This window comes from Pseudomonas sp. (genome assembly GCF_030696055.1).
Classification (GTDB): Bacteria; Pseudomonadota; Gammaproteobacteria; order Pseudomonadales; family Pseudomonadaceae; genus Aquipseudomonas.
Genome location: NZ_JAUYNP010000160.1, coordinates 1 through 3,523, shown reverse-complemented (window position 1 = coordinate 3,523; position 3,523 = coordinate 1). Strand labels below are relative to the sequence as shown.

Below are 3,523 nucleotides of genomic sequence, written 5' to 3'. Positions count from 1 at the left end.
CAATTGTAGAAGGTGACGGCAACAAAGATGCGATTAAAAATCGTGTTGCTCAGATCCGTATGCAGGTCGAAAACACAACTTCAGATTACGACAAAGAAAAACTCCAAGAGCGTTTGGCAAAACTTGCAGGCGGTGTTGCCGTGATCAAAGTCGGTGCCGGCACCGAAGTGGAAATGAAAGAGAAGAAAGCCCGCGTCGAAGACGCCCTGCACGCGACCCGCGCCGCCGTTGAAGAAGGCGTGGTACCTGGCGGTGGTGTGGCCCTGGTGCGTGCTCTGCAGGCCATCAGCGAACTGACCGGCGACAACGCCGATCAGGACGTGGGTATCGCTCTGCTGCGCCGCGCCGTCGAAGCGCCGCTGCGTCAGATCGTTTCCAACGCCGGCGGCGAGCCGAGCGTAGTGGTCGACAAGGTCAAGCAAGGTTCGGGTAACTTCGGCTTCAACGCCGCCACCGACACCTACGGCGACATGATCGAGATGGGTATTCTCGATCCGGCCAAGGTCACTCGTTCCGCGCTGCAAGCTGCAGCCTCCATCGGCAGCCTGATGATCACCACCGAAGCGATGATTGCCGAAGTGGTTGAAGACAAGCCGGCCGCTGGCGGTATGCCAGACATGGGCGGTATGGGTGGCATGGGCGGCATGATGTAAGCCAGCCGGCACCCTGACGGGCCGCCGTAAGGCGGTCTGTACGCTGTAAAGAAAACCCCGCGCCTGTCGCGGGGTTTTCGTTTTTCTGGGGTATGCAACTTTCCGGGGTATGCAGCTGCCCCTGGCGCAAAGCGGTACGCCTATTGCTTTGTTTTATCCAGGCTTCCGGACTGGAGCCTGTCAATTCGCGGCGCTGCTGACTGGCAGCCTGACCGCTGCCTTGTCTTGATCTCACCTGGATGTGCTCTGGCCTGCGCCTATCCCCGTGCCGGCAGAGAGTTGTATTGGGCTTTTTCTGTTAACGCGGCTATTAAACGCTGACGCCGCTCTCACGCACGACACTGGTGCGGATGGGCAATTAGGTGACTGCGCGGCGTTACCCCAAGCAGAGAGTGATACCCGGGGAGGGCTGAGCGGCTGCGCGGTTGAACTATTGGCCTGGGCGTTACTCGAAAGTGGGTTGAGTGCTTTGCTTGTCGATCAGGATGATCCGAGCTGTGGTTGCCGGGAAATGTCGGCATTTACGACCGCCCGTCGCGAACATCGGCGATAGGGTTATCAGTGATCTAGGGTAAGCAAACAGCGTTTGGCAGCGCTATCAAGAGGTTGCAGTGATGAAACTGGAAATTGCACGAGGTTTGTTTCTTGTTGCTGCGCTTAGCGTGGCCTCGATAGCGGCGGCGGCCTGGCATGAACCTGGTACTCAGGTGATCAGCCAAAGCGAGCAGGGTGCGAGCCCGGCATCTGCTCAAGTACGAACGGAGTCCAGCGCGCGTCCGGATCATGACCTGCTGTTGTTTATATTCAGTCTGTCGCAGGGCGTGGGGCCTAAGGGCTAGCCAGCAGTCACAGTGCAGTCAGTAAAAAGCCCTGCAATGCAGGGCTTTTTTGTGGCCTGCCATCCATGGCGGCCACCCCTTCGGGGCCGTCGCTACGCGACGTCAACAATCGCTCCCGACGATTTTTTGTGGCCTGCCATCCTTGGCGGTCACCTTTCGGGCCGTCGCGAGGCGACGTCAAAAATTTCTCCCGGAAATTTTTAGTGCCTGTTCGTTCGCTTAGGCGTGCACCGCGTGCGACTTTGCCCGCGCATCCGGCTGGGCCAGCAGGCTGTACACACAGGGCAGCACGAACAGGGTGAACAGGGTGCCGATGGACATGCCGGTGGCGATCACCAGGCCGATGTCGAAACGGCTCACCGCCCCCGCGCCGCTGGCCAGGATCAGCGGCACCATGCCGAAGACCATGGCCGCGGTGGTCATCAGCACCGGGCGCAGGCGAATCGAGGCGGCTTCCTCGACGGCCTCGCGGCGCGACAGGCCTTTGTCGCGGCGCAGCTGATTGGCGAACTCGACGATCAGGATGCCGTGCTTGGTGATCAAACCGATCAGCGTCACCAGGCCCACCTGGGTGTAGATGTTCATGCTCGACAGGCCGAGGAACAGCGGAATCAGCGCGCCGCAGATCGACAAAGGTACTGTGACCAGTATCACCAGCGGATCGCGGAAGCTCTCGAACTGCGCGGCCAGCACCAGGAAGATCAGGGCCAGGGCCAGGCCGAAGGTCAGGTACAGCGCGCCGCCTTCCTGCACGTACTGGCGCGCGGCGCCGGCGTAGTCGTAGGCGAAGCCGGCGGGCGCTTCCTCCTGCATGATCTGCTCCACCGTGTCGATCGCCTCGCCCATGCTGACCATCGGCACGCCCTGGATAATCGCCGAGTTGAGCTGCTGGAACTGGTTCAGCTGGGTCGGGCGGGCGCGGTCGCTGACCTTGATCAGGGTCGACAGGGCGAGCATGGCGCCGCTTTCGCTCTTCACGTAGTAGCTGCCGAGCCAGTCCGGGTTGTCGCGGTAGGCGCGCTCGACCTGGGCTATCACCTTGTAGCTGCGCCCGTCTATGGTGAAGCGGTTGATCTCGCCTTCACCGAGCAGGCTGGCCAGGGTCAGGCCGAGGTCCTGCATGGACACGCCCATCTGCGCGGCTTTCTCGCGGTCGATCTCCACCACCACTTCCGGCTTGTCGAACGCCAGGTCGACATCCAGGAAGGCGAACTTGCCGGACGCCAGGGCGCGTTGCTTGACCCGATCAGCCACCTGCAGCAACGACTGGTAGTCGTTCGGCGTGTTGATCACGAACTGGAACGGCAAGCCGCTGCCGGTACCCGGCAAGGACGGCAGGTTGAAGCCGAAGATCTGCAAGCCAGGGATCTGCGCCAGACGGCCCTGCACCTCGGGCAAAATCTCCATCTGGGTGCGTTCGCGCTCGTTCCAGGGGGTCATCAGGAAGCCGCCGATCCCCGACTGCACGCCGTTGAAACCGTTGATCTGGAACGAGGAGTAGTACTCGGGAAACTCCTTGAAGATGGTGACGAACTCATCGGTGTACTTGTTCAGGTACTCCAGGTTGGTCGGTTGCGGCGCGGTGGCCATCATAAAGATGATGCCCTGGTCCTCTTCCGGGGCCAGTTCGCTCTTGGTGAACTTGAGCAGCACGGGGATCAGGCACAGCACTATCACGGCGAACACTATGACCACCGGCCGGGTGTTCAGGGTGCCGTGCAGGGCGCGCTGGTAGCGCTGCTTGAGGCGCTCGAAGATCAAGTCGAGCTTGTGCGCCAGGCCCGAGGGGTTTTCCTCGTGACGCAGTAACTTGGCGCACATCATCGGCGACAGGGTCAGCGCCACTATGCCGGAGATGATCACCGCTCCGGCCAGGGTCAGGGCGAACTCCTTGAACAGCGCGCCGGTCAGGCCCTCGAGAAAACCGATGGGGGCGTATACCGCGGCCAGGGTGATGGTCATCGATACCACGGGCACGGCGATCTCGCGCGCGCCCTCGAGGGCCGCGTCGAACGGCGTCTTGCCTTCCTC

Annotated in this window: 3 protein-coding genes; 2 read left to right on the top strand and 1 reads right to left on the bottom strand. The window is 61.5% G+C overall.

Going from position 1 to position 3,523, the window contains the following annotated elements:
• Together Q8Q83_RS09615 and Q8Q83_RS09610 are read left to right on the top strand one after the other, a co-directional pair.
• A partial coding sequence (locus tag Q8Q83_RS09615; RefSeq protein ID WP_305623211.1) for a TCP-1/cpn60 chaperonin family protein occupies positions 1–653 on the top strand: 653 nt, incomplete at its 5' end.
• Between the two features lie 614 nt (positions 654–1,267).
• Positions 1,268–1,492, top strand: a complete 225-nt coding sequence (locus Q8Q83_RS09610; protein WP_305623209.1) for a hypothetical protein — start codon at positions 1,268–1,270, stop codon at positions 1,490–1,492.
• A 219-nt stretch (positions 1,493–1,711) separates the two neighbouring features.
• Here Q8Q83_RS09610 and Q8Q83_RS09605 read toward each other — a convergent pair.
• Positions 1,712–3,523 (bottom strand): efflux RND transporter permease subunit (locus tag Q8Q83_RS09605; RefSeq protein ID WP_305623207.1); only part of this gene is annotated, 1,812 nt, incomplete at its 5' end.